The 24,714-nt window shown below is 62.9% G+C and carries 20 protein-coding genes; 11 read left to right on the top strand and 9 right to left on the bottom strand.

Annotation, left to right across the window (positions count from 1 at the left end; translation table 11 throughout):
• The first annotated feature begins 16 nt into the window (after positions 1-16).
• Positions 17-433, top strand: coding sequence for a VOC family protein (locus C5N93_RS02060; RefSeq protein ID WP_242558076.1), 417 nt, complete (start codon positions 17-19; stop codon positions 431-433).
• 3 nt (positions 434-436) lie between these two features.
• On the opposite strand, the gene C5N93_RS02055 is transcribed toward C5N93_RS02060, so the two are convergent.
• Positions 437-1,804: a diguanylate cyclase gene (locus C5N93_RS02055; RefSeq protein ID WP_242558075.1), complete on the bottom strand. Its 1,368-nt coding sequence runs from the start codon at positions 1,802-1,804 to the stop codon at positions 437-439.
• A gap of 917 nt (positions 1,805-2,721) precedes the next feature.
• On the opposite strand from C5N93_RS02055, the gene C5N93_RS02050 reads away from it, so the two are divergent.
• From C5N93_RS02050 to C5N93_RS02030, 5 genes are all read left to right on the top strand, one after another.
• Positions 2,722-3,456 (top strand): ABC transporter permease, encoded by a 735-nt coding sequence (locus C5N93_RS02050; RefSeq protein ID WP_069342471.1) that lies wholly within the window; start codon positions 2,722-2,724, stop codon positions 3,454-3,456.
• Between the two features lie 21 nt (positions 3,457-3,477).
• Positions 3,478-4,398 carry a glycine betaine ABC transporter substrate-binding protein gene (locus C5N93_RS02045; RefSeq protein ID WP_242558074.1) on the top strand — a complete coding sequence of 307 codons (921 nt, stop codon included), beginning with the start codon at positions 3,478-3,480 and terminating at the stop codon, positions 4,396-4,398.
• Between the two features lie 45 nt (positions 4,399-4,443).
• Complete coding sequence (locus C5N93_RS02040) at positions 4,444-5,091, top strand: ABC transporter permease (RefSeq protein ID WP_069342473.1); 648 nt, start codon at positions 4,444-4,446, stop codon at positions 5,089-5,091.
• Positions 5,088-6,287, top strand: a complete 1,200-nt coding sequence (locus C5N93_RS02035) for an ABC transporter ATP-binding protein (RefSeq protein WP_150719869.1) — start codon at positions 5,088-5,090, stop codon at positions 6,285-6,287. The genes C5N93_RS02040 and C5N93_RS02035 overlap by 4 nt, the downstream gene beginning before the upstream one ends.
• A gap of 251 nt (positions 6,288-6,538) precedes the next feature.
• Positions 6,539-7,777 (top strand): mechanosensitive ion channel domain-containing protein, encoded by a 1,239-nt coding sequence (locus tag C5N93_RS02030; protein ID WP_242558073.1) that lies wholly within the window; start codon positions 6,539-6,541, stop codon positions 7,775-7,777.
• 51 nt (positions 7,778-7,828) lie between these two features.
• Here C5N93_RS02030 and C5N93_RS02025 read toward each other — a convergent pair whose 3' ends face one another.
• The 3 genes from C5N93_RS02025 to C5N93_RS02015 form a co-directional block, all read right to left on the bottom strand.
• Positions 7,829-8,389, bottom strand: coding sequence for a hypothetical protein (locus tag C5N93_RS02025; protein ID WP_242558072.1), 561 nt, complete (start codon positions 8,387-8,389; stop codon positions 7,829-7,831).
• Between the two features lie 582 nt (positions 8,390-8,971).
• A complete protein-coding gene (locus C5N93_RS02020; protein ID WP_150719866.1) occupies positions 8,972-10,096 on the bottom strand; it encodes an alkene reductase in 1,125 nt (374 codons plus the stop codon).
• A 234-nt stretch (positions 10,097-10,330) separates the two neighbouring features.
• Entirely contained in the window at positions 10,331-11,617 is a 1,287-nt protein-coding gene (locus C5N93_RS02015; RefSeq protein ID WP_069342477.1) for an MFS transporter, read from the bottom strand.
• A gap of 261 nt (positions 11,618-11,878) precedes the next feature.
• Between C5N93_RS02015 and C5N93_RS02010 the strand changes: the two genes are divergently transcribed.
• Positions 11,879-12,523, top strand: coding sequence for a TetR/AcrR family transcriptional regulator (locus C5N93_RS02010; protein ID WP_242558071.1), 645 nt, complete (start codon positions 11,879-11,881; stop codon positions 12,521-12,523).
• Positions 12,524-12,682: 159 nt separating this feature from the next.
• Here the strand turns inward: C5N93_RS02010 and C5N93_RS02005 are convergent, their stop codons facing one another.
• Both C5N93_RS02005 and C5N93_RS02000 read right to left on the bottom strand, forming a co-directional pair.
• A complete protein-coding gene (locus tag C5N93_RS02005) occupies positions 12,683-14,293 on the bottom strand; it encodes a methyl-accepting chemotaxis protein (protein WP_242558070.1) in 1,611 nt (536 codons plus the stop codon).
• Positions 14,294-14,642: 349 nt separating this feature from the next.
• Positions 14,643-15,233, bottom strand: a complete 591-nt coding sequence (locus C5N93_RS02000; RefSeq protein ID WP_069342480.1) for an XRE family transcriptional regulator — start codon at positions 15,231-15,233, stop codon at positions 14,643-14,645.
• A 249-nt stretch (positions 15,234-15,482) separates the two neighbouring features.
• Between C5N93_RS02000 and kbl the strand changes: the two genes are divergently transcribed.
• Positions 15,483-16,700, top strand: a complete 1,218-nt coding sequence (gene kbl / locus C5N93_RS01995) for a glycine C-acetyltransferase (protein WP_242558069.1) — start codon at positions 15,483-15,485, stop codon at positions 16,698-16,700.
• A 2-nt stretch (positions 16,701-16,702) separates the two neighbouring features.
• Positions 16,703-17,680, top strand: a complete 978-nt coding sequence (locus tag C5N93_RS01990; RefSeq protein ID WP_242558068.1) for an NAD-dependent epimerase/dehydratase family protein — start codon at positions 16,703-16,705, stop codon at positions 17,678-17,680.
• A gap of 51 nt (positions 17,681-17,731) precedes the next feature.
• On the opposite strand, the gene C5N93_RS01985 is transcribed toward C5N93_RS01990, so the two are convergent.
• Positions 17,732-17,875 carry a hypothetical protein gene (locus C5N93_RS01985; RefSeq protein WP_170836233.1) on the bottom strand — a complete coding sequence of 48 codons (144 nt, stop codon included), beginning with the start codon at positions 17,873-17,875 and terminating at the stop codon, positions 17,732-17,734.
• Positions 17,876-18,342: 467 nt separating this feature from the next.
• On the opposite strand from C5N93_RS01985, the gene C5N93_RS01980 reads away from it, so the two are divergent.
• Positions 18,343-19,242: a hypothetical protein gene (locus C5N93_RS01980; protein ID WP_242558067.1), complete on the top strand. Its 900-nt coding sequence runs from the start codon at positions 18,343-18,345 to the stop codon at positions 19,240-19,242.
• Between the two features lie 139 nt (positions 19,243-19,381).
• Here C5N93_RS01980 and C5N93_RS01975 read toward each other — a convergent pair whose 3' ends face one another.
• Both C5N93_RS01975 and C5N93_RS01970 read right to left on the bottom strand, forming a co-directional pair.
• Complete coding sequence (locus C5N93_RS01975) at positions 19,382-20,707, bottom strand: nitrate/sulfonate/bicarbonate ABC transporter ATP-binding protein (RefSeq protein ID WP_069342485.1); 1,326 nt, start codon at positions 20,705-20,707, stop codon at positions 19,382-19,384.
• A 10-nt stretch (positions 20,708-20,717) separates the two neighbouring features.
• On the bottom strand, positions 20,718-22,457 hold the full coding sequence (locus tag C5N93_RS01970; RefSeq protein WP_242558066.1) for an ABC transporter permease subunit: 1,740 nt from the start codon (positions 22,455-22,457) through the stop codon (positions 20,718-20,720).
• A 580-nt stretch (positions 22,458-23,037) separates the two neighbouring features.
• On the opposite strand from C5N93_RS01970, the gene C5N93_RS01965 reads away from it, so the two are divergent.
• Entirely contained in the window at positions 23,038-24,648 is a 1,611-nt protein-coding gene (locus C5N93_RS01965; protein WP_242558065.1) for a tetratricopeptide repeat-containing glycosyltransferase family protein, read from the top strand.
• Positions 24,649-24,714 lie beyond the last annotated feature (66 nt).

Below are 24,714 nucleotides of genomic sequence, written 5' to 3'. Positions count from 1 at the left end.
CGTTGCGAGACAAGGGATGAAGATACCGTTCGTCGCCCTCGATCATGTGGTGCTGCGCACGGCCGACGTCGTCCGGCTCCAGCATTTCTACATCGACGTGCTCGGCTGCACGCTGGAGAAGGTGCAGGCCGATCTCGGGCTGGTGCAACTGCGGGCGGGCGATTCGCTGATCGATCTGGTGGATGTGGCAGGAACCATCGGTCGTCAGGGCGGTGCGGCCCCCGGTCCCGAAGGCCGCAATCTAGATCACTTCTGCTTGCGGGTCGAACCGTTCAACGACGATGCCATACGCAAGGGGCTGGCATCTCACGGGGTGACGTTGGGCGAGGCGGTGCAGCGCTACGGCGCGCACGGCGAAGGACCGTCGTGCTATCTCAATGACCCGGACGGCAATACCGTCGAGCTGAAAGGGCCACCGTCTTCATCACGCTGAACCTTACGCTGCCATCTGCCCCAGCACGCTCTGATCGCGACCCTTATGCTTCGCCTGATACAGCGCCTTGTCTGCACGGTCGAGCATGGCGCTGATGACGAGCGGCTCGCCCGGCTGCCATGACGCAATTCCCACACTGATCGTGATCGCCTCGCCTTCGTCGCGAGCCGTTTGCGGCAGAAGATCGGAGCTCGCGCGTTTGACCGATTCGCGAATCCGGTCGGCCACGCGCAATGCCGCGTGCTGATCGATTTCCGGCAGCACGACGGCGAACTCCTCGCCACCGAGACGCACCGCAAAGTCGCTCGGCAACCGGATGCAGTGCTGGATCGTGGTGGCAATGCGCTGGAGCACGGCGTCGCCGAACGGATGACCGTAGCGGTCGTTCACCTGCTTGAAATAGTCGATGTCGATGAGCAGCACCGACAGCGGAATCGCACGCTGCTGCACGCGCTCGGCCACGAGGCGGATGCGGTTGTCGAAGTAGCGGCGGTTATAGATGTGCGTGAGCGGATCGATGAATACCTTCTCGACCAGATCGGTGTTGGTAAGCGCGAGCGATTGGTACTGCCGCGTGATTTCCCAGACGAGTGCGAGCGTCGCGACACCGGGCGACGCCAGCGCAAGCAGCCGCGCCGCGTACCACTGATATGACGCCTCGCTCGGCGCGGTGAGCGAGAGCAACAACTGACACAGCGAGATCGTGACGACAACCCATACGAGCAGGAACAGCTTGTGAGACAAGCGCGTGACCGCTGCAATGCGCCACCACAGCGCGACGTATGCGACGAACAGCGCACCCAGCGCAAGCGTCTCGATGTCGACGCCCCCCGCCAGGTGCGGTGTAACGAGCGTGCGTCCTGCGCCGACGAGCGAGAGCGACACCGTCACCCAGATGATGAGCACGGTGGCGCCATAGCGTGCGGCTTCCGAATAGCCGGGACGTGTGTGCGGGTCCATGCGCGTGCGCGAATAGCTGCGCACGCTCAGCATCACGTACGCCGCGAAGCTTGCCTCTGCCACCAGCCATAGCCAGAAGGGTGCGCGCGTGATGTGCGTCGAGATGCCGGCGAGCTGATTCGCGAGCAACACCCCTTCGGTGAACATGAAGAGTCCGCGTAGCAAAAACGCACAGCCGAACTGCGCGAAGTAACGCTTACCGTTGTAGAGATACTGAACGCCGAGCAGGCACGCCGTCGATAGATTGAGAATGCCGCCTGCGGAGACGAGAAAGAAGGTGAGCAACGGATTCACTGCGCCTTCGAAGGCGCGTGCAAGGAATCCTGCGAGCGTGAGCGCGGCGCACGCGGCCAAAATGGTGGTCGCGGCAACGCGATTGCCCTGTTCGGTACGGCTGATGGTACTTTTCATAGTTGTTATTCGCCATTCAACGACCTCGTGCCCGCGCACGATCGCTTTCATACCGTTCAATCATCGCGCCCGCAGATCGCCGCAAGGTCATGGCCTCGCGTTACGCTCGCGTTTCCCCGATTTTGCGCTAAATGATTGAAAACTAAGATAAACCTCCGAGAATACACGAGTTTTTCCGGGTTGGCATCCGTTTCCGGAGAAGGACTCTAATTTCCTTTTCGACGCTAGAAAACATGCGGATTCCGGCCCGCTGACGCACCGGATTTGCACCGGTTTGGGGCGGGAAAAACGCACGTGCGGCGTCCCGGAAAATAAATCGATGCGGCACACCGATCCGCAGTGCGAAACAACGAAATGCAAGATTTCGGGACATCCCGGTGCGATCGGCCGATGCGTCATCACTGACGGCTGCAACGCCAGTGATGACGGGGGATTTCAGCGTGCACAATTAATTAGTCATCCTGTTGATATGAAGAATGTTGCGTGTAATTACGTGTAAATACACCGGATTCTTCACTAAAAACGTGCTACGGGTTGGCATCGACGCACTATCTGTACTAGAATAAAAAAAGCCAATCGCTGCGGTTGGCCCATAGAAACAAAAGCGTTGCCGGTGTTCCTCGTTGCGCCGGCGTCCTTACCATCACGCAATGAGTTTGTGCAGTAAAACTTTCGCGCGCTTTCAATAAGCGTGCACCGAGAGGCCCAGGCGCCCACGGCGTCGAAAGCTCGTCTCTCATGTCGCATTCCGCGACGCCTTGTTCGTCACCGTCGTCTTCCACAGACCTTCGGATCGAACACATCACAATTCGCAAGGCAGCTAACAGTTGTCATGCTTGATTGACCGCGTTGTCACGCGGGGCGATGGCTATTGCTATTGCCTCGCGCGCAGCGCTGCCAACCCATTCAAAGGGAGCATGAACGTGGCGAAGCAGTATCGCATTCTCTATCTGGCCGGCTTCGGACTGCTCGGTGTCGCCGCCGCAGTCACCGGTCTGGTGTATTGGCTGGGCGTTGATTCGCTCGTCAAATACCGGGGCGACCTGGTGTATTACACCCAACAGCATCTCAAGCTGGTGGCAGTTTCGATGACATTGGCCATTCTGGTCGGCGTGCCTGCGGGCGTACTGATCTCGCGCCCGATGTTCGAGAAGCACGCCGAGCGCGCGGTGCAAGTGTTCAACATCGGTAATACGCTGCCCTCGCTCGCCGTGCTGGCGCTGTCCATGGCGGTGCTCGGCATCGGCGACCGCCCGGCCATTCTGGCGCTGTGGCTTGCGTCGCTGCTGCCAATCGTGCGCAACGCCTACGAAGGCTTGCGTCAGGTGCCGCCCGCGCTGCGGGAGTCGGCACGCGGCATGGGCATGACGCCGGCGCAGGTGCTGTTTCGCGTCGACCTGCCCAACGCCATGCCGGTCATCGTCGGCGGTATCCGTACCGCGCTCGCGATCAACGTCGGCACGGCGCCGCTCGCGTTTCTGATCGGCGCGGACAGTCTGGGGCAGTTGATCTTCCCCGGTATCTATCTCAACGATCCGACCAAGCTGCTGCTCGGGGCCGGTGGCACGGCGCTGCTCGCGCTCGTGCTCGACGGCATCGTCGCCGTCGCGAGCGGCCTCTGGTTCGCGCGTCACGGCGCCGCCGCGCGCTAAGACTTCAGGAGATCCACACGTATGCAAGTTTCATTTCCTCGCTTCGTTGCGTCCTGCGCACGCCTGCTGAGTGCCACGGCGCTCGCGCTGGGCATGATGGCGACGAGTGTTTCAGCGCAGGCCGCCACGCTCACCATCGGCGGCAAGAACTTCACCGAACAACTGATCCTCTCCGAGATGACGGCGCAGTACCTGCGCAGCAAAGGGTACGACGTCGAACTCAAGAACGGACTGGGCAGTGTGGTGATGCGTCAGGGCATGGAGAGCAATCAGCTCGATGTCGTCTGGGAGTACACGGGCACTTCGCTCATCGTCTACAACAAGATCACGGAGAAGCTCGATCCGCAGCAGACCTATGAACGCGTGAAGGAACTCGACGGCAAGATCGGTCTCGTCTGGCTGAATCCCGCCGCATTGAACAACACGTACGCGTTCGCCATGCCGGGCAAGATGGCGCGTGAGGAGGGCATCGAGACGGTGTCGCAACTCATCGAGAAATTCCGCACGCATCCCAAGATGCAGTTCGCGTTCGACATGGAGTTCGTCGGTCGTCCTGACGGTCTCGACCCGATGGAACAGCTCTACGACTTCCATCTCGAGCGCAGCAACATCAAGCAGATGGATCCGGGCCTCGTCTACACGGCGCTGCGCAACGAACAGATCGATGCCGGTCTCGTCTACACGAGCGACGGCCGTAACAAGGGCTTCGATCTGAAGGTGCTGGACGACGACAAGGGCTTTTTCCCGGCCTATGCGGCGACGCCTGTCGTTCGCAAGGAAATCCTCGACGCCAACCCGAAACTCGCCGATGAACTCAACGTGCTGTCGGCGAAGATCAACGATGAAAACATGCGTGACATGAATGCGAAGGTCGATATCGATCATCGCGCGGTGTCGCGTGTGGCAAGCGACTTCCTCAAGCAGGAAGGACTGGTGCAATGACGGCGCGCGTTCGCTGTCGCACCCTGTTACCGATTGAGGAGTCCCATGATTGAATTTTTGACGCATAACTGGCACCGCATCCTGACCCTTACCGGTCAGCATGCGTGGCTGGTGGCCGCCTCGGTCGGGGCGGCCATCGTGGTCGGCGTGCCGCTGGGCGTGCTGGTCACGCGTTTTCGCTGGTTGTCGGGCGCCGTGCTGGGTCTGGCGACGGTCGTGCTCACGATTCCGTCGATTGCCCTGTTCGGCCTGATGATCCCGGCCCTGTCCGTCTATGGCATGGGCATTGGCCCTGCGCCTGCCGTGGCCGCCGTCTTCCTGTACTCGCTGCTGCCGATCATGCGCAACACGAGCCTCGCGTTGCAGCAGATCGACCCGAGCATCCGTGAAGCGGGTATCGGCATCGGCATGACGTTCTGGCAGCGATTGCGCCTCGTGGAACTGCCGCTGGCCGTGCCGGTGGTACTGGGCGGTGTGCGCACCGCTGTCGTGATGAATATTGGCGTGATGGCCATTGGCGCCATCGTCGGGGCCGGCGGTCTCGGGGTGTTGATCACCCAGGGGATCAGCCAGAGCGATACCCGGCAGCTTGTCGTGGGTGCGGTCATGGTGAGTCTGCTCGCTATCGTCGCCGACACCCTGTTGCACCGCCTTCAGCGCGTGCTGACACCGAAAGGAATCCGAACCGTATGATCAAACTCGACAATCTCACCAAAAGCTTCGTCCAGAAGGACGGCACTCGCGTGACCGCCGTGAACTCGGTCAGTCTTGAAGTGCCGCCGGGCGAAATCTGCGTCTTCCTCGGCCCGTCGGGCTGCGGCAAGACGACCACGCTCAAGATGATCAACCGGCTGATCAAGCCGACGTCCGGGCACATTCTGCTCAACGGTGAAGACACCGGAAAGATCAATGAAATCGAACTGCGCCGCCACATCGGCTATGTGATCCAGCAGATCGGTCTGTTCCCGAACATGACCATCGAGGAAAACATCACCGTGGTGCCGCGCCTGTTGGGCTGGGACAAGAAGCGTTGCCGCGAGCGCGCGACGGAACTCATGGGCATGGTGGCACTCGACCCGAAGCGCTATCTATCGCGCTATCCGCGTGAGCTCTCCGGCGGTCAGCAACAACGTATCGGCGTGATTCGTGCATTGGCGGCCGATCCGCCGGTGCTGCTGATGGACGAACCGTTCGGTGCCGTCGATCCGATCAACCGCGAATCGATCCAGAACGAATTCCTGCAAATGCAGCGCCAGTTGGGCAAGACCGTCATCATGGTCAGCCACGATATTGATGAGGCGATCAAGCTGGCGGACCGCATCGCGATCTTCCGTCAGGGCAGTCTGGTGCAGTACGCACAGCCGGACGCCTTGCTGGCTCGCCCGGTCGACGAATTCGTCGCGAGCTTCGTGGGACATGACCGAATTCTCAAGCGTCTGCTGCTGGTGCGCGCGGAAGATGCGGCGACCCCGCAACCGACCGTCAAACCGCAGACGTCGCTTGCAGAAGCCTACGGCATGATGGACGAGCTCGATACGCGTTCGCTGGTCGTCGTCGACGAAAGCGCGCGCGCGTTGGGGTACATTGCACGTCGCGACACGCGTCACGCGCAAGGGACCTGCGGCGAGCGGGTGCGGGACTTCAAGGCGTCGGCCGTCGCTGGCGACAATCTGCGGGTGCTGCTCTCGCGCATGTACGAGCACAATCTGGCGTCGTTGCCCGTGTTGGGGGACGACAATCAGTACCTCGGCGAGGTCACGCAGGATTCCATCGCCGACTACCTGAGTTCGGGCAAGTCGCGTGGCAATGGCGGCGGCACGATCATCGCGCCGTCGCTGCCGGGCACGCCGAGCGTGGTCGCGAGCGTGCCGTTCGGGGCGCCGGTGTGACTGGCTCCCGTGGCACCCGCGCGGTCGGCGTCGATGCATTCAGGGCGTGAGGGCGGGTGAGCGTGCCTGACAATGCGTGATGTCGTGTGAGTTTCAATGGCCGGATGGGAACGACGTCCGGTCGGCGCATCAGAAGATGACGGCCCATCGTGGTCGTCATTTTTGCGTTGGTGGATGAGATTTGGCGACGCTGGACGCGGATGATCCTGCGGTGGCGTCGGTGGGGCACAAGTGAATCAAGGAGTGGCGGGATGACGTGGGAAGTGGTGACGGCGTGGTTCGATAACACGCCCTGGGCGCGAATGGCGGTAGCGTTGGCGATCTTGGTGGCAGCAGCGTTGCTGGTGCAGGCCCTGGCGCAGTTCGTGGTTGTCCGGGTGGTGCGCATCGTGGTGCAGCGCACGGCCAATCGCTGGGACGATGCGTTGCTCGCCCATCGGGTCTTTCATCGGGCCGCGCGCATTCTGCCGTATCTGGTGGTGCAGTTCGGTATCGATCTGGTGCCGGACCTGCCGGCGAAGGTGTTGCTCGTCGTGAGCAATGTCGCACTCGCCACGACACTGCTTTATGCCACGCTTGCCCTCGCGGGCATTCTGGATGCGGCGCAGACCGTCTACGCGATGTCTGAACATGCGCGCACGCGGTCGATCAAGGGCTACGTCCAGCTAGGAAAAATCGCGCTTTACGTGGTCGCGGCCATCGCCATCGTCGCCACCATCATCGACCGCTCGCCGTGGCTGCTGCTCTCCGGACTGGGGGCGATGTCGGCAGTCCTGTTGCTGGTGTTCAAGGACACGATCATGTCGTTCGTCGCGAGCGTGCAGCTGACGTCGAACGACATGCTGCGCGTGGGCGACTGGATCGAGATGCCGCAGGTCGGCGCGGATGGCGACGTGGTGGACATCGCGTTGCACACCGTGAAGGTTCAGAACTGGGACAAGACGATCACGACGATCCCGACGTGGCGTCTGATCTCCGAGAGTTTCCGCAACTGGCGCGGTATGCAGCAGTCGGGCGGACGTCGCATCAAGCGCACGCTGTGCATTGACGCGGGGAGCGTCGGTTTTCTCGACGAGGCGGAGATTGCGCGTCTGTCGAAGCTGCATTTGCTCGGCGATTATCTGTCCGAGAAGCAGCGTTCGCTGGCGGACGCGAATGCCGCATTGGGACATGCGGCGGGCGTGCCGGCGAATACGCGGCGCCTGACGAACATCGGCACCTTCCGCGCGTATGCGCTGGCCTATCTGAAAGCCCACCCGAACATTCACGAAGGCATGACATGCATGGTGCGTTCGCTGCAACCGACGGCGACCGGCATTCCCGTGGAGCTTTATTGCTTCACGAACACGACCGTCTGGGCGGAATACGAGCGCGTGCAGGGTGACGTCTTCGATCACCTGCTGGCCATCCTGCCGGAGTTCGGATTGCGCATGTATCAGAACCCGGCAGGGGCGGATCTGGTGAGGTGGCAGGGCAAGATTGCGGCGTGAACGTGTCAGACAGACGTTCGGGCGCAAGCCGTTAGCGAGGTCGACGACGCATCATTTCTGCGTCGACCAGCCAGCGATGCGTTCCCCATCGTATGCGGCTTCGCTGAATGCATACCCGCCCCCCTTTGCGTAAATGCGAGTCATCGTTTGCTTGTGGTTGGGGCTCAGATAAGTGTTTGCGAAACCGCAGATGACAAAGAACATTGCCCACTGAGGGAAGTATTCCTTCTGCACCGTCGCCCAATAGGCCTCGCAGCGCCGGACTGCGTCTGTAAATTCCTTCCAGTACATCTGAAGCACAGGTTCTTCCGATGTCACGTTCTCGTATTCAATGTGACGGGCGCAAACCGACGCGAGCGCTGTTCGCATCCCATTGCGCGTTTCTTCCGGGATCGCGCGCATGAGAGACGGGAAATCCGTGACGGGGGCGTGTGCCGTTCGTAATGTTAAGGCTCGCGTTGTGACGGCATGTGGGGTGGTGATGTTGTCCGGCGGCAAATGATGAGCACTCTCGAACGATCCTGCCCATTCGCCCGTCTCGGCCGGTGAGGTTTCGTGACTCGTCGGAGTCAAAGATCTTGCGTTGGCTGTGTGAGCGCGATCGATATCCATGATTTATCTCCATTGGTTGAAGGAGATTCCAATATGAAACTTATCGAACGGCGGACTTTGCGTAACGTGCTGCTGCGTTCTGGTTTTCGACCGCAGATGGGATTTCGCGTGTGACGTCGGTGAGGTGTTGCCCCATGCGTCGAGTTCTTCTGTGATTCGCAAATGTCGCCCGAATGCTTCAGGAAAATTCCGGAATGCTTTCGGTTCTGTTTACTTCGATGTGTCGCGCTGCGAACATGTCTCGGAATCCACGGGAGAGGGAGGGCGGGGTGAAGTTTGGGGCACGTCTCTCGGTCCTGCGGCCATGCGACTCAGTCAGGTCAGATCGATTGATCGCAGGAGATTGGTCCGACGTTCAGGTGAGTTGGATCGCCAGGCGTTGAGATATGCCATGACACGATTGAGCGAAGTGTTCTCAGAGGGGCTTTGCGACGCGGAAGATTGATGGGTTGCCGACGCATATAAGGAAGGGCTCCCGCGGGAGCCCTTCCGAGGATTACGTCATCGCAAGACGCATCAATTCGATGACATTTTCCGTGTCTGACGCCCCTGACACATCAGAGGCGTCGTACCGTAGCGACGTTACGCCGCCGACTCGTCCAGCGTCGGGTAGTCGACGTAGCCACGGGCATCGCCGCCGTACAGCGTGTCGCGGTCCAGTTCGTTGAACGGGCCGCCGCGCTTGAGGCGCTCCACGAGGTCCGGATTCGCGATGAACGGCTTGCCGAACGCAATCAGGTCCGCGAGGTTTTCCTTACGTGCCTTCAGCGCCAGTGCGAGGTCATAGCCGTTGTTGGCCATGAACGTGCCCTTGAAGATCTTGCGCAGCTTCTGAAGATCGAAGCCGCCTTCCACTTCACGCGGGCCGCCCGTTGCGCCTTCGACCACGTGCAGATACACGAGGCCGAAACGGTTCAGTTGCTCGACGGCATAAGTGAACACCGGTTCCGGGTTGCTGTCGCCGCAATCATTGGCCGGGCTGATCGGCGACAAACGAATGCCTACGCGATCAGCACCCCAGACATCGACGACCGCTTGCGTCACTTCAAGTACCAGACGCACGCGATTCTCGATGCTGCCGCCGTACTGGTCCGTACGGTGGTTGGTCTTGTCGCGCATGAACTGGTCGAGCAGGTAGCCGTTCGCGGCATGAATTTCCACGCCGTCGAAACCGGCACGCTTCGCGCATTCGGCGGCGTGACGATACTGGTCGATGATGCCCGGAATCTCGGACGTTTCCAGCGCGCGCGGCACCGGATGCGGCTCGAAGCCGTGTTCCGTGAACGCCTGACCCGCAGGCTGGATCGCCGACGGCGCGACCGGCAGCGCACCGCCGGGTTGCAGCGACGGATGCGAGATACGGCCTACGTGCCACAACTGGCAGAAAATCTTGCCGCCCTTGGCGTGGAGCGCGTCCGTGACCTGCTTCCAGCCGGCGACCTGTTCGTCGGTATAGATGCCGGGCGTGAATGCGTAGCCTTTGCCTTGCTGCGAGATGTTGGTGGCTTCACTGATGATGAGCCCGGCCGACGCACGTTGCGCGTAGTACTCGGCGACCATCGGGCCCGGCACGTCGCCCTTGCCCGCGCGGCTGCGGGTCAGAGGTGCCATGACGATGCGGTTGCTCAGTTCGAGCGGGCCAAGCGCGTACGACGAAAACAGGTCGGTATCGAGCGTGGCGAGTTGGGGATGTTGCGAGTCCGTCATTGCTGAAGGTCCTGTGAAAGTGGGGGTTGCTGTGCTGCACAAAACTTGCACAGGTTACGGCAATTCTCCTGGCCTTGCTGAGCACCGCCACGTCCTTCCGGTCATCGACGCCGGAAACGAAAACTCGTCGGACACCCTGCACCGGAACAGGGCGTCGCGACGAGTCATTGTGAAACGTTGCGGAAACTGAATTTATTACCGAATTCGTTTGAAAATCGGTCGAAATCCGTGGTTTCAGGCGTTTGCAGCAATCGGACGCTTCGGCGCGTGCGGCGCAATACGCAGCACCATGATCGCGCCGATGATGCACACACCGCCCGAGAGCATCGAGGCCATCGTGTAATTGCCGAGCGTTGCACGCAGCGAACCCGCCACAAGCGCCGCCGTTGCCGCGCCAAGCTGGTGGCCTGCCACGATCCAGCCGAACACGATCGGGGCCATCGTCTTGCCGAACACGTCCGTCGTCAGGCGCACCGTCGGCGGTACCGTCGCAATCCAGTCGAGCCCGTAGAACAGCGCGAAGAGCGGAAGGCCGAAGAAATCGAGGCCGAAGGCATACGGCAGATAGATGAGCGACAGCCCGCGCAGGCCGTAGTACCAGAACAGCAGCACACGGCTGTTGTAGCGGTCGGACAACCAGCCCGATGCCGTGGTGCCCACGAGATCGAGAATGCCCATCGCCGCCAGAATGCCCGCACCCTTGACTTCGGAGAGGCCGTAATCGCCGCACATTGCGATGAAGTGCGTGCCGATGTAGCCGTTGGTGCTCGCGCCGCAGATGAAGAAGCTGAAGAACAGCAGCCAGAAGTCGCGCTTACCGGCGGCCATGCGCAAGGCCGACAGCGCTGCGGTGAGCGGATTGCCTTGCGTGAGCTGGACATCGGGGGCGTCTTCGGGCGCGCCGACAGGGCGCAGGCCGACCGAACCCGGCCGCTCCGGCACCAGCAATGCCACGAGCGGCAGCACGATCGCCGCGACGACCGCCACGATCAGCACCACCGGCCGCCAGCCGTAGTTTTCCGTGATCGCTGCCATAAGCGGCAGGAACACCATCTGGCCCGTTGCCGAACTGGCGGTGAGAATCCCCATCGCCAGGCCGCGATGCGTGTGGAACCAGCGGTTCGACACCGTGGCCGCGAGCGTCACGGCGGCCACGCCCGTGCCGCCACCGACCATCACGCCCCAGATCAAGACCATCTGCCAGGGCGCGGTCATGAGCGACGACAGTGCGGTGCCGGAGGCCAACAGCAACAGCGCCACCATCACGGTCGGACGAATCCCAAAGCGCTGCATGGCGGCCGCCGCGAACGGGCCGGTCAGGCCGTACAGCGCCAGATTGACGGAGATCGCCAGCGAGATCGTCGCGCGGCTCCAGCCGAAGTCGTGTTCGAGCGGCACCATCATCACGCTCGGTGTCGCGCGAATGCCCGCCGAGGCAAGCAGGACCAGGAAAATGACGCCGACGACGATCCACCCGTAGTGGAAGCGTCCGTCGATGCGTTTGGCAAGTGCAGCCTTCATGGCGGAAATCCTTGCTGGGATTCGGTTTTCTTTGCCGAACCGGGAACGTTTGCGAGAACCGCGCAGTCTACCGGGATCGATAGATTGTGACTGCTCGGTAACATGAGGTTGCCATGTTATGAACCGATCGGTAACATGTCAAGTATTCCTTTGTGACGGCAGGGCTTTGCCCGTGGCTCCAACGTGAGCATCAGACGCAGCGCTTCGATGCTGCGAGGGGACTGTCCCACCGTCCAGATTCAGTTTCAGGGAGGGCCGGAAATGGCCAAAGCGACAACGTCCGCCACGCGTGCAGGTAAGCCGACGCGACACGTCACGCCTGCGCCGATCGCTCAGCAACATCTGCTCGATGCTGCCGTCGAGTTGTTTCATTCGGAAGGCGTGCGTGCGGTGGGTGTGGATGCGGTCGTCAAGCGCGCCGGCGTCAACAAGATGAGCCTGTATCGCCAGTATGCGTCGAAAGACGAACTGATTCTGGCGTACCTCGATTGCATGCAGACGGCGAGCCTGGGGCGCATCGACGAGAGCATCGCCAAACGGCCGGGCGAACCGCGTGCGCAGATGCTGCAAATCTTCGTGGATCTGGCCGAACGAGCCAGCAAGCCCGGCTATCGCGGGTGCCCGTTCGTGAACGTCGCGGCGGAATTTCCGGACCCGGCGCATGCCGCGCGGATCTCGGTGGTGAACTACAAGGCGGAAGTGGTGAAGCGCTTTACCGCGCTCGTCACAGCGGCGGGGTTAGCGGAGCCCGCGCCGCTGGTCGACGCACTGTGCCTGATTCTGGAAGGCGCCTACGCGGCGAGCCAGACCTTCGGGCCCGGCACGCCGCCGCTACGCATCCTGCCGACGGTCGCGCGTCAGATCATCGAAGCGGGCTTGGCGGGCGAACTGACCGCTGCGGCCTGACGATTTTCGTTCGGGCTCGGCAGCTTGAATCAGCCGCACGCCGCGGCGGCATGAGTTGGCTGCGTAAGCGGGCCGCATGAGTCCGCCGCATGAGTCCATCGCATGAGTCCATCGCATGAGTCCGTCGAATGAGTCAGCGGCAGGAATCGATGCCTCGCGTCAGGCCGCCAGCCGCTGGAGGGCGACGGCAGCCGTCCCGCGCGTAACCGGCGTCTCGGCCATCGTCCCATTCATCCGGAACGCCGCCACCGCCTGATCGAGCAAGCGCGCCTGATCTTCCATCGACGCCGCTGCGGCGGCAGCTTGCTCCACGAGCGCAGCGTTCTGCTGCGTGACTTCATCCATCTGTGTCACGGCCCGGCCAACTTGCTCGATGCCGTGGCTCTGCTCGCTCGATGCCGCCGAAATCTCGCCCATGATGTCGGTCACGCGTCGCACCGCCTGCACCACGTCGTGCATCGTCTGACCGGCTTGTGCGACGAGCACCGAACCGTCCTGCACCCGGCCGTTCGACGATTCGATCAGTTCCTTGATCTCCTTGGCCGCCGCCGCGCTGCGTTGTGCCAGCGTGCGGACCTCACCGGCGACGACCGCGAAGCCGCGTCCCTGCTCACCGGCCCGCGCGGCTTCCACGGCGGCGTTGAGCGCAAGAATGTTGGTCTGGAACGCAATGCCGTCGATCACGGCGATGATGTCGACCACCTTGCCCGAGCTTTGCGAGATGCCTTCCATCGTCTCGACGACCTGATCCACCACTTGCCCGCCGCGCACCGCAATGGCCGAGGCGTTCTCGGCCAACTGGCTGGCCTGACGGGCGTTGTCCGCGTTCTGGCGGACCGTCGACGTCAGTTGCTCCATCGACGACGCCGTCTCTTCCAGCGCCGCTGCCTGCTGTTCGGTGCGCGCCGACAGATCGGTGTTGCCCTCGGCGATCTCGCGCGAGGCCAGCGTGATGGCGCCCGTGCCGCTGCGAATGCGTCCGATCATTTGCTGGAGGTTGCCCTGCATACGCTGCATCGCGAAAAGCAGGCTGGTGCTGTCGCCCTGGCGAAGACGCACTTGCGTGAGCAGATCGCCGTCCGCAATGCGCGTTGCAATGTCGGCCGCGTATTCGGGTTCACCGCCCAGACTATGCTGGACGTTGCGAATGATGAGCAGCATGACGCCCGACACCGCGAGGCCGACCACGGCGAGCATTGCGCCCCAGCGCAGCAGCGCGCCGAGGAAGGCGGCGTTGATGTCGTCGACGTAGACGCCGGTCGTCAGATACCAGTCCCACGGCGAGAACACGCCCACGCGGCTGATCTTTTCGACGGGCTTGTCCGAGCCGGGCTTCGGCCAGAGATACGTGACAAACGGATCGTTGGTGCGTGCCGCGGCCACGATGTCCGAAAACATGAGCTTGCCCGACGGGTCGCGGAACTGGCTCATGTCTTTGCCTTCGAGCTTCGGATTGACCGAGTTCAGCACGATGACGCGCTGCGAGTTCAAGATGCCGAAATAGTTGTCGCCGTCGTATCGGATCGCGCCGATCTGCTCACGAGCGAGCTTCTGGGCGTCGGCGACGCTGATTTCGCCTCGTTCGGCGCGTGCCGCGTAATGCTTGGCCAGACTCAACCCGGATTCGACGACGTGGGTCAGACCCACGCGTCGCTCGGCCAGCATGGTGTCGCGCTGGGCCCAGGCGCCCCAGATCGCCATCGCCAGCAGGCTCACCCACATCAGTGCGACCGCCGACCACAATTTCGCTTTCAGACTCAAACGCTGCATTCCTTCGTCATCCCCACTGATTCCGCGCTGGTGTTGCGCTGGCGGCCGCGCGTGACGTGGTGGCACGTCCGGGCGGTCCGGTTATTGATCGGCTATGGACCGGCTATGGACCGGCTGTCCGTGCCTTCGGTGAAGGCAGAGACCGAACGTGTGGTAACGGCAGTTTGGCGAGGGACTTGAGCTTTGGCCGAGTGTTGGTCGGGCTTTTGGGGGGATATCGCGGGCTTTGGCGAGCGAATAAACGGCAGAACGGCGGCCAAATGACTAAAAGGCCAAACAGCCAAACAGCCAAACAGCCGAAAGGGCGCCCGGCGGCAACAGCGCGTCGCCGGGAGGGGCAGGGAGTGACTTACCCGTGGATCACGACCATCAGCCCGCGCGCGACCGACTTGCCGGCGTTGCGGATGGCGTGAGCGCGGTCCGCTGGATAGCGGGCCGTCTCACCCGATTTGGCGCGCCGCGCGATGTGATCGACTTCGACGTCGACTTGACCGTCGAACACGGTGAAGTGCTCGCGGGTGCCCGGATCGTGCGGCTCGGAGACGAGGGCGGCCCCCGGTTGCAGCGTCAGTTCGTACCACTCGAACTTTCCGGCCAGCTCCATCGGTCCGAGGATTTTCAACTGATACGCCTGCTCGGCACCGGCCAGCGTAGGGGTTTCGTGCTTGCCGAAGATCCGCACCGGCTCGGGATCGCCCGCCGGGGCGCCCAGCAACTGGTCGAGGCGCACGCCCAGTGCGTTGGCAAGCCGCCACGCCACGGCGATGGTCGGGTTGGCCTTGTCGCGTTCGATCTGCGAGAGCATCGACTTCGAGACGCCGGACGCGCGCGAGAGCGTCTCCAGCGTCATGCCGCGCTCCTTGCGCAACTGCTGAATCATGTCGCCGACCGGCGGCGGCGCGACGGGCGTCACCGCGGAAGTTGCGGGAGTACTTGCCATATGAATTCCGGGATATTAGAATTTTTCAATATATTGAAACTAGTTCAATATAAAGTATAGTTTCCGATAAGCTGTATGTCGTGATGGTAGCAGAGCGTGCCCGCGGGCATGCGGGGTTCCGGCCCATACCTCACGATTTCCACGATATCGAACCCGGCCGACGCCCGAAAGCGCCGGCGGCATTCCCGGGCGGCGCCTCACGATGGTGCCGCTCGACGTATGAATGGCATAAATGAGGAGATGCGCCCGATGACCGCACATACCCCGGAGGCCCGCGAGGGCTTCTACCGTCAACTGACCGAACGACTTGAAGACACGCGCCGTCAGGGCCTTTTCAAGCAGGAACGCGTGCTCATGTCGCGGCAGGGAGCGGAGGTCATGTGCGACGATGGACAAACGCGCATCAACCTGTGCGCCAACAATTACCTCGGCCTGTCCGGCAGCGAATCGCTCGTCAAGGCGGGGCAGAAGGCGTTGGAAGACTTCGGCTTCGGTCTGTCGTCGGTGCGTTTCATTTGCGGCACACAAGGCCCGCACAAGGAACTCGAAGCCCGCATCGCGGCGTTTCTCGGCACGGAAGACGCCATCCTGTACGCCGCCGCGTTCGACGCCAACGGCGGTGTGTTCGAGCCGCTGTTCGATGAGCAGGACGCGATCATCTCCGACGCGCTGAACCATGCCTCGATCATCGACGGCGTACGGCTGTGCAAGGCGCAACGTCTGCGCTACGCCCACAACGACATGGAAGACCTCGAGCGCCAGTTGCAGGCGGCGGCCGGGGCGCGTCATCGCATCATCGTGACCGACGGCGTGTTTTCGATGGACGGCACGATCGCTCAGCTCGACCGCATCGTGGCGCTCGCCGAACAATACGGCGCGTTGATCATGATCGACGAATGTCATGCGTCGGGTTTCATGGGCCCGACGGGGCGCGGCACCCACGAACATCACGGCGTGCTTGGCAAGATCGACATCATCACGGGTACGCTGGGCAAGGCGCTGGGCGGGGCGATGGGCGGTTTCACGGCCGGACGTCGCGAAGTGATCGAAACGCTGCGTCAGCGCTCGCGTCCGTATCTGTTCTCGAACAGCCTGGCACCGGCCATCGTGGGCACGTCGCTCGCCGTGTTCGACGAACTCGAACATTCGTCGGCGCGACGCGAGCAACTCCATGCGAATACCGCGTTCTTCCGTCAGGAAGTGGCGGCGCTGGGCTTCACGATCAAACCGGGCACGCACCCGATCGTGCCGGTCATGTTGTTCGACGCCACGCTCGCCCAGCGCTTCGCGCAGCGGCTCTACGAACTGGGCGTGATCGCCACCGGCTTCTTTTACCCCGTGGTCCCGCAAGGTCAGGCGCGCGTGCGCGTGCAACTCTCGGCGGCGCATACCCGCGAACATCTCACCCGTGCGCTGGCCGCGTTTGCCCAGGCCGGTAACGAACTCGGCATTCTCAAGCAAGGTTGATCATGGAACGAATTCTCATCATCGGCGCCAACGGGCAGATCGGCAGCGAACTCGTCGAAGCGCTCGCGGCGCAATACGGCAACGAGAATGTCGTCGCCACGGACATCGCGCCGGGGCCGTCGCGTCACGCGGTGCATTACGAGACGCTGGACGTGCTTGACGCGGCGCGTCTGGCCGGGCTGGTCGAGCGCTTCGGCATCACGCAGATTTTCCATCTGGCGGCGCTGCTCTCGGCCACGGGCGAGACCCGTCCGCTGCAAGCGTGGACGCTCAATATGAACGGCCTGCTCAACGTGCTCGAACTGGCGCGCGAACATCAAGGCAAGGGGCGTGGGCTGCGTGTGTTCTGGCCGTCGTCGATTGCCGCGTTCGGACCGCATACCCCAGCCGTCGAAACACCGCAGCTCGCCATCATGGACCCCACCACGATGTACGGCATCAGCAAGCAGGCGGGTGAGCGGCTGTGCGAGTACTACTTCACGAAGTTCGGTGTGGACGTGCGCAGCCTGCGCTATCCGGGCGTGATTAGCTTCAAGACGCCGCCCGGCGGCGGCACCACGGACTACGCGATCGAGATTTTCCAGGCAGCGCGCCGCGGCGAGACCTACACGTGCTTTCTCAAGGACGACGCCACGCTGCCGATGATCCACATGCCCGATGCCGTGCGCGCCACGCTTGAACTGATGAATGCGGACGCCGCGAAACTGCGTGTGCGTTCTTCGTACAACGTGGCAGGTGTGAGTTTCGATCCGAAGACGCTGGCCGAGGCGATTGCCCGCCGGGTGCCGGGCTTCACCGTCAAGTACGCGCCGGACTTCCGCCAGGCGATCGCCGAGACGTGGCCGCATACGCTCGACGACACGCATGCCCGCTACGACTGGGGCTGGAAGCCCGCGTTCGATCTGGACGCAATGGTGGATGACATGCTCGCCAACGTACCGCTGGACTGGCATGCGCCGGTGCTGGGAAACGCGGCCTGAAAGACTGGGGAGGCCGCGGGGACCGCAGAGACTGAAGTTTTGCGCTGACGCTTACTTCGGGTGGTGCACCGCGTAGTAAGCCAGCGCGGCCACGACCGCACACGTGACGGCGAATGCCCGACGGCGCCAGCGGTAAGCCGGCGTGAGGCTGATGGCGCGTGCGCGGCCTTCCTCTTTCGAATGGTAGTAGCTCATATTGCACCTTCCGGATCTGGTACACGGTCTTCGCCGCGGAAAGAACCTGCTGACGTTTCTGCCGATGCGCCCCCCGGCACACGGCAGATCCCCGAACGGCTTCGGTTTGCGGCAGGTTCTGAGTCGATTATGCGACCGCACAAAAACGACCGCTAATCAGTATCTATACCGATAGGTGTCGCCTTTTTGACACGCTCCCTCAACGGGTGAATTGTTTCGACGATCGCCTCCAGAGCGACCTGTCGTCTCTCATCCCACCTTGCTCGCCCGTTGCCACGGCCCGCGCGCGGGCGTTCCCCGTTTCGGTGCCTCGCCGCGCAGAAATCTCAATCGTCGAGGCATGCGAAGAATCCACATTTCTCCGCTTGCGCGGCGTCGTACGCACTGAAACAATGCCTGAAAACGGTGGCCACGCCGATGGTCGCTGCCAAGTCGTCGTTGAGATCACGCCTGGGGAGGGACGTGCCATGACGCCCGATACACGCCGCACCATCGCTTGCGGCCATCGCGGAACTGCCTTCGGGCGCACCGCGCGACTCGCTATCGCTACCGTCGCCACCGTCGGTCTGTGTGGGCTATCGACGGCCCATGCGCAGGAAGCCATGCTGCGCGCCAACAATCAGGTCTGGCTCGGTGTCGGTGCCCAGCAGTTGAACTACTGGGAGACGATCGGACCGGGCAAGAGCGATTCCGAGAGCGGGACTACGGCGGCGTTTGCCCTGACCGCGTCCACGCAACGCCAGTTGTTCGGCATCTCCAATCTCTATTTCAGTGGTTCGGTGCGCGTGGCGCATGGCAACGTGAACTACGGCGGCTATTTGCAGGACACCGCCGGTCGCGTGATCCAGCCCGACTATCAGATGTCGACGCGCTCCACGGCCACGGACGTCACGCTCAAGGCCGGTAAGGCCATTCCGTTCCACCTCGGCACGTGGAATGCGCAGGTGATTCCGTATGTCAGCTACAGCTATCGCGACTGGATTCGCGACAGCAGCCGCGATCCCTATGGCTTCTACGAGCGATATCGTCACCACGTGGTCGGCGGCGGGTTGATGGGGCAGATGGAACTGACCTCGAAGCTGGTCGCGACGGCCGACATTCGTGCCGGTGCCATGCTCGGCGCATCGATGACGCTGGCGGGCTCGCAGAACAACTTCAGCCTCGGTAACAAACCGGTCGTCGTGGCGGGTTTCGGGCTCGACTATGCGATCGCCCGCAACTTCCACATCAATGCGACCTATGAATGGTCGCGCTTCCAGTACGGCCGTTCGGCGGCCACGCAGGTCGGCCCTGGCGTGAGCGCCTACGAGCCCGACTCGAAGACCATCAATCAGACGTGGATGATCGGCGCGGGATACGCCTTCTAGTCTTCCATGGGGGGGGGCGTGACGAAGCTGACTGCGACGCCCTCGTTCAACCGATCCACAAACGACAACGCCGCGCGGCCGGATGGCTCGCGCGGCGTTGCTCTTTCAGCCGACGCTCATGCGTTCGTGCTGACGCGCATCAGGTCGCGCCTTCCACGTCTTCCAGACTGAACGTCTCCGTGTGGTCGTTGTACGAGAAGATCTCGGCGTAACGTCCCCAGTTGATGGCGGTGTCGAGCGTTTCCTGCGCGAGATCGTCCGACATCGAATCTTCCAGCTCCTGCTCGAAACGCACGCGCGGCGCGCGTTGCCCGCGACGCTCCTGCAAGACGGCCCGGATCTTCGCGGCCAGCGGCACGTGACGCAGCAGATGCTCGGCGAACAGCACCTTGCGCTCCTGCGTGCTGACATCTACGAAGCGCTTGCCTGCGGCGGTCAGCAGAATGTCGCCTTCCTTGAGTTCCGCGAAGCCCAGCTGATCGAGAATTTCGGCCACCGGGAAGAGGTCGTCGACCTCCAGCAGCAGCGTTTGCGCGATGTCCGGCAAGTCGGCGCGCCCGTTGTAGGGCGGCACGGCGAGCGCTTCGAGCAGACCGGCCATTAGGTTGGTCGACACTTCGTGCAGCGGACTGGAGAGTTCCAGCGGCATCTTCTGCGTGGTGTGGGCGTTGCGGCGCGAGGTCATCAGCGCGTAGATATCGTCCACCATCTTGCGGAAGGCCGGGTCGAGACGGTTGCGGCGATGCGCGAACGGCACCTTGATTTCGGCGACCACGCGGCCCGGATTCGACGACAGCACCAGAATCCGGTCGCACATGAACACGGCTTCCTCGATGTTGTGCGTGACGATCAGGATCGACTTGATCGGCAACTGACGCTGGCTCCACAAATCGAGCAGGTCAGTACGCAGCGTTTCGGCCGTGAGCACGTCGAGTGCGGAGAACGGCTCGTCCATGAGCAGCAACGTCGGGTTCACGACAAGCGCGCGGGCGAAGCCCACCCGTTGTCGCATGCCGCCCGAGAGTTCGCGCGGATAGGCGTTCTCGAAGCCGTCCAGACCGATCAGGTCGATGGCGGCGAGTGCGCGCTTGCGGCGCTCCTTCGGCTCGACGCCGAGGGCTTCGAGCCCGGCTTCCACGTTCTGCAACACGGTCAGCCACGGGAACAGCGCGAACGTCTGGAACACCATCGCCACGCCTTCGGGCGGCCCTTCGAGCGGCTGGCCCATGTAGCGGATGTCGCCCGAGCTTGGCTGAATCAGCCCGGCGATGATGCGCAGCAGCGTCGACTTGCCCGAGCCCGAGCGGCCCAGCAGACCGACGATCTCGCCTTCATGCAGTTGCAGGTTCACCCCGTCGAGCACCTGACGCTCGTCGCTGCCCTTGCGAAAGCCACGGCTGACGTTGGCAAGCGAGAAGATCTCTTTTCCGGCGATCGGTTGGCCAGCGTAAGTATCGTTCGGCATCACGGTCCCTTCAATTCAGACGAAGCTTGTTTTCAGCGATGGCGTACATGGGGCGCCATAGCAAACGGTTGAACAGTACGACGAACAGCGCCATCACCGCGATGCCGAGCAGAATGCGCGGATAGTCGCCGGCGGCCGTCATTTGCGCGATGTAGGCGCCCAGCCCGTGCGCCGCGACCTTGTCGTCGCCCCATTGCACGTATTCCGAGACGATGGACGCGTTCCACGCGCCGCCGGACGCCGTGATCGCCCCTGTCACGTAATAGGGGAAGATGCCCGGCAGCATGACCTGACGCCACCACTGCCAGCCGCGAATACGGAAGTTGGTGGCGGCTTCCTTGAAATCGTTCGGGAAGGCCGTGGCCCCGGCAATCACGTTGAACAGGATGTACCACTGCGTGCCCAGCACGATCAGCGGCGAGAGCCAGATGTCCGCGTTGAGGCGGAAGTGGACGATCAGCACCACGAAGATCGGGAACAGCAGGTTGGCCGGGAAAGCGGCGAGGAACTGCGCCAGCGGCTGGATACGCTCGGCGAGCTTTGGCCGCAGCCCGATCAACACGCCCAGCGGTACCCAGATGACCGAGGCAATGGCGATCAGCACGATCACGCGAACCAGCGTGATCAGACCGAGGCCGAACACGCGCAGGATCTCGGGGCCACCGACTTCGGCCAGCACGAACGAGCAGATCTTCCACGCGGCGGACACGCCCAGCACCACGAGCAGCGCGGCCCACAGCCAGTCGATGACGCGTGAGAGCGGCGAATTCGACTCGGAGTGGATGGCGGCCGGCAGCGAGACCGGCATGCGCATGCGCGCGATCGTGCGCAGCAGCTTGCCCAGCGGACGCAACAGCAACTGGATCGCGCGCGTACGCTGAATGACGTTAAGCACCCACGATTCTGGCGCGGCCTGCGAGACCGTGTCTTCCAGGCGGAACTTGTCCGACCACGCGACCATCGGGCGGAACAGGAACTGGTCGTAAATGACGATGACGACGACCATCGCCAGAATCACCCAGCCCACGGCGCCCAGATCGCGCTGGAGGATGGCGGTGGCGAGGTAAGCGCCGATGCCCGGCAGCGTCACGGTCTTGTCGCCCACGGTGATCGCCTCGGAGGCCACCACGAAGAACCAGCCGCCCGACATGCTCATCATCATGTTCCAGATGAGGCCCGGCATCGAGTAGGGCACGTCGAGCTTCCAGAACCGCTGCCACGGCGAGAGGCGCAGGTTCACGGCGACCTCGGAGAGGTCGCGCGGCTGGGTGCGCATCGACTGGTAGAACGAGAACGTCATGTTCCACGCCTGACTCGTGAAGATCGCGAAGATGGCGGCGCATTCCGCGCCGAGCACGCGACCCGGGAACAGGGCGAGGAAGAACGTCACGGTAAACGAGATGTAGCCCAGCACCGGCACCGACTGGAGGATGTCCAGCATCGGCACCAGCAGCTTTTCGGCGCGACGGCTCTTGGCGGCGAGCGTGCCGTAGACCAGCGTGAAGACCAGCGACGCCACCATCGCGGCCAGCATGCGCAGCGTGGTGCGTAACGCATACTCGGGCAGGTTGGCCGGATCCAGCGAGATGACTTCGGTATGCAGATCGGCCAGCGGGGCCCAGGTCTGGCGAATGCCCATCGAGCTGACCATCAGAAAACCGATGATGATCGGAAACGCAATGAAGTCCCAGCGATTGGGCAGCAGACGTCGCGCGGTGGCGGGGATGAACGGACGGGCTACGCGCGTCATCAAGACCTCGTTTGGATGAGGGTTCGGACGGACAACAGGACTGAAACGTCGGTGTGCGGCGCGGCAGCACGGCAACGGCAAGCGACCAGCGATGTGATGCACGTGCAGCGACGGCAGCGGATGCTACCAGATTGCCCCGTAAAAAGATGTTAAAGCCGGTGTCATACGTTGGCAAACCTCGCCGCCGGCAGGCGACTGTGGTTTTTATGCTGCACTGCGGGAAGAGGTGGTTTCATCGAGCGATACCGAATCGGCGTTATGGCCGAGGTGGACGAGGTGGACGACGTAGGCGATTCGTGCCCGTGCTTTCGGAAAACGCTCCAAAAAATGCCGCTTTCCCGCTCGGGTAACGAGGGAGAAATTCGCGGTGCCGGACACCGCTAAATGGAACGTTGATGATGTGAACTTTATTGGCGTTGCACAGACCAATTCCCGCGGCTTGCTTCGCGCCGTGCGGTCGTGTAGTGTGCACCGCTTGCTCGGGCTACGGCGCCTGTTGCCGAGGGGGATCACGCCCCGGCGTTCGAATGGCTTGCCGGCCCGTCTCCCTCCAATTCCCAGACAAGCAAGGATGCGCCGCATGACGACGCCATTAGACGCGCGTTGCGAGCGTGCACGACAACTGAGTGCCGCCGGCCGGCTCGACGAGGCGATCGCCGAGTTACGTCAAGTTCTGAAACAATCCCCCGAATTTCTGCCCGCGCTCGAAGGGCTCGCCTATGTCTCGCTGCGCATGAGCGCCTTCGAATCGGCGGCAGACGCCTTCGATCGGCTGCTGGCGCTCGTGCCGCGCCCCGGGGCGCAGGCCACGTTCGACGCTGCCATGGCCAGTCTCCAGGCCGGCCGCCCGATGCGGGCCGAGGCGCTGTTCGAAGCCACGGTGCAGCAATCGCCGGACGTCATCGGCACGCTGCACACCATCGGCCTGACGTGGGCGCAGGCGGGTGACAACGCCCGTGCGCTCGTCTGGTTCGAGCGCACGGCGGCCAAGGCGCCTGCCCTGTGGCAAGCGCACTTCAATCGTGGCCGGGCACTGGGCGCGCTGGGTCGCTTCGACGAAGAAATTGCCGCCTACCGGCTCGCCAATGCCATCGCGCCGGCGCAGCCCGATCCGCTGGTCAATCTCGGCGTGGCGCTGCGCGAGCAGCATGCGTTCGACGACGCCCTGCAATGCCTGCATCAAGCCGTGAAGCTCGCCCCCGATCATGCTGGCGCGCGTACCAACCGCGCACAGACGAATCTCCTGCTGGGCGAGTTCGAGCACGGCTGGCACGATTACGAATGGCGCTGGCAGGATGGCGGCCAGCAACGGCGTTTCAACGACCGTTTGTGGGACGGCAAGGCGCCGCTGGCCGGCAAGACCGTGTTTGTCTATAGCGAACAGGGGTTCGGCGATACGTTGCAATTCGTGCGTTTCGTGCCGCGTCTGGTCGCGATGGGGGCGACGGTCGTGCTGTCGGTGCAGGCGCCGCTCGTGACGCTGCTGGGTGGCTTCGCGCGCGGCGTGACGGTGCTCGGCGAGCATATGCCGGTGCCGTCGTTCGACTGGCAGATGCCACTGCTCAGCCTGCCGCACCTGCTCAAGGTGGGGGGCAACGTGGCAGCGCATTCGCCTGCGCATGCCTCCCCGCACGCGTCTTATCTGCGCGCGAGCGCCGGGCGCGAGATGATCTGGCGTTCGATGCTCGGTCACAAGCCGGAAGGCGCATTGCGCATCGGTTTCGTGTGGCGTACGCGCCCGTTCCCGCCGGGCCGCGATATTCCCCTCAAGCACTGGGCACCGCTGTTCGCAACGAATGCGCAGTGGTATTCGTTGCAGGTCGACGCCACGGACGAGGAGCACGCCGAGCTGGCGAGCTATCGCCAGGCCCACGCCAACGTGCACGACATCGGCGCGAAGCTCAGCGACTTTGCCGAGACGGCGGCCGTCATTGCGCAGATGGATCTGGTGATCACGGCCGATACGGCGGTGGCGCATCTGGCTGGCGCGCTGGGCAAGCCGGTGTGGGTGCTGTTGAGTTTCACGCCGGACTGGCGCTGGCAACTGTCGCGGCGCGACAGCGACTGGTATCCGTCCGTTTCGCTTTATCGCCAGCCGGCGCGTGGCGATTGGGATGCGGTGATGACGCAGGTCGGCCAGGACGTCGCCGCGATTGCCGCGCGGGAGTCCGACGTGGTTGGCGCGTCGTAAGGGAAGTCAGGGAATCTCGCAAGGCTGACGTCGGCCGGAAACGACGACGCGGTTCGATCCCGAGCG

The sequence above is a fragment of the Pandoraea sp. LA3 genome, assembly GCF_022696215.1.
Classification (GTDB): Bacteria; Pseudomonadota; Gammaproteobacteria; order Burkholderiales; family Burkholderiaceae; genus Pandoraea; species Pandoraea capi.
The sequence above is the reverse complement of the archived record's forward strand: the minus strand, read 5'-3'. Positions and strand labels throughout refer to the sequence as shown.

Excerpts from the sequence above, each read along its gene's own strand:
- C5N93_RS02060 (WP_242558076.1), top strand. The coding sequence starts at position 17 with ATGAAGATACCGTTCGTCGCCCTCGATCATGTGGTGCTGCGCACGGCC.
- C5N93_RS02055 (WP_242558075.1), bottom strand. The coding sequence starts at position 1,804 with ATGAAAAGTACCATCAGCCGTACCGAACAGGGCAATCGCGTTGCCGCG.
- C5N93_RS02050 (WP_069342471.1), top strand. The coding sequence starts at position 2,722 with ATGAACGTGGCGAAGCAGTATCGCATTCTCTATCTGGCCGGCTTCGGA.
- C5N93_RS02045 (WP_242558074.1), top strand. The coding sequence starts at position 3,478 with ATGCAAGTTTCATTTCCTCGCTTCGTTGCGTCCTGCGCACGCCTGCTG.
- C5N93_RS02040 (WP_069342473.1), top strand. The coding sequence starts at position 4,444 with ATGATTGAATTTTTGACGCATAACTGGCACCGCATCCTGACCCTTACC.
- C5N93_RS02035 (WP_150719869.1), top strand. The coding sequence starts at position 5,088 with ATGATCAAACTCGACAATCTCACCAAAAGCTTCGTCCAGAAGGACGGC.
- C5N93_RS02030 (WP_242558073.1), top strand. The coding sequence starts at position 6,539 with ATGACGTGGGAAGTGGTGACGGCGTGGTTCGATAACACGCCCTGGGCG.
- C5N93_RS02025 (WP_242558072.1), bottom strand. The coding sequence starts at position 8,389 with ATGGATATCGATCGCGCTCACACAGCCAACGCAAGATCTTTGACTCCG.
- C5N93_RS02020 (WP_150719866.1), bottom strand. The coding sequence starts at position 10,096 with ATGACGGACTCGCAACATCCCCAACTCGCCACGCTCGATACCGACCTG.
- C5N93_RS02015 (WP_069342477.1), bottom strand. The coding sequence starts at position 11,617 with ATGAAGGCTGCACTTGCCAAACGCATCGACGGACGCTTCCACTACGGG.
- C5N93_RS02010 (WP_242558071.1), top strand. The coding sequence starts at position 11,879 with ATGGCCAAAGCGACAACGTCCGCCACGCGTGCAGGTAAGCCGACGCGA.
- C5N93_RS02005 (WP_242558070.1), bottom strand. The coding sequence starts at position 14,293 with ATGCAGCGTTTGAGTCTGAAAGCGAAATTGTGGTCGGCGGTCGCACTG.
- C5N93_RS02000 (WP_069342480.1), bottom strand. The coding sequence starts at position 15,233 with ATGGCAAGTACTCCCGCAACTTCCGCGGTGACGCCCGTCGCGCCGCCG.
- kbl (WP_242558069.1), top strand. The coding sequence starts at position 15,483 with ATGACCGCACATACCCCGGAGGCCCGCGAGGGCTTCTACCGTCAACTG.
- C5N93_RS01990 (WP_242558068.1), top strand. The coding sequence starts at position 16,703 with ATGGAACGAATTCTCATCATCGGCGCCAACGGGCAGATCGGCAGCGAA.
- C5N93_RS01985 (WP_170836233.1), bottom strand. The coding sequence starts at position 17,875 with ATGAGCTACTACCATTCGAAAGAGGAAGGCCGCGCACGCGCCATCAGC.
- C5N93_RS01980 (WP_242558067.1), top strand. The coding sequence starts at position 18,343 with ATGACGCCCGATACACGCCGCACCATCGCTTGCGGCCATCGCGGAACT.
- C5N93_RS01975 (WP_069342485.1), bottom strand. The coding sequence starts at position 20,707 with ATGCCGAACGATACTTACGCTGGCCAACCGATCGCCGGAAAAGAGATC.
- C5N93_RS01970 (WP_242558066.1), bottom strand. The coding sequence starts at position 22,457 with ATGACGCGCGTAGCCCGTCCGTTCATCCCCGCCACCGCGCGACGTCTG.
- C5N93_RS01965 (WP_242558065.1), top strand. The coding sequence starts at position 23,038 with ATGACGACGCCATTAGACGCGCGTTGCGAGCGTGCACGACAACTGAGT.